Below are 548 nucleotides of genomic sequence, written 5' to 3'. Positions count from 1 at the left end.
TCGAAATGACAAACTACTTTAAAAATACCTTAAAAATCTTCAATCACTTATATGTTCCTATAGGGTTCAAAAAATAAATGTTATTTTTGATAATCTTTTCAAAAGCACTTTATCAGATTATTGGATTTAAGCATTTCAGCTTTTATCTAAACAGCAACAACACTTAACATAGCATCTATGAATGTTTTACTCATTGAAGATGATAAACGCATCAGCGAATTTATTATAAAAGGTTTAGAAGAAAACAACTTTACCGTTCATTTGGCCGAAACGGGCGAAATGGCGCGCGACCTTGTACAAGAAAATACTTGGGATATTATTTTGATGGATATCATGCTTCCGGGAATCGACGGAATTCAGCTGACGAAATTAATGCGTTTTAAAAAGATTCATACCCCAATTTTAATGCTCAGCGCTTTGAGTAATACCGACGATAAAGTTACCGCACTAGATTCTGGTGCCGATGATTATCTTGTAAAACCTTTTCATTTTAAAGAACTCATTTCGAGAGTGAATGCGCTTACTCGAAGAACAAAATTTAATTACAA

Annotated in this window: 1 protein-coding gene; it reads left to right on the top strand. The window is 33.0% G+C overall.

Features of this window, described 5'->3' with window-relative positions; genetic code table 11:
• Nucleotides 1-177: 177 nt before the first annotated feature.
• The coding region (locus B3J44_RS08845; protein ID WP_286967875.1) for a response regulator transcription factor at nt 178-548 on the top strand (371 nt) is incomplete at its 3' end.

Source organism: Flavobacterium sp. UBA4854 (assembly GCF_002399805.1).
GTDB lineage: Bacteria > Bacteroidota > Bacteroidia > Flavobacteriales > Flavobacteriaceae > Flavobacterium > Flavobacterium ginsengisoli.
This window is presented reverse-complemented; position numbering and strand designations above follow the sequence as displayed.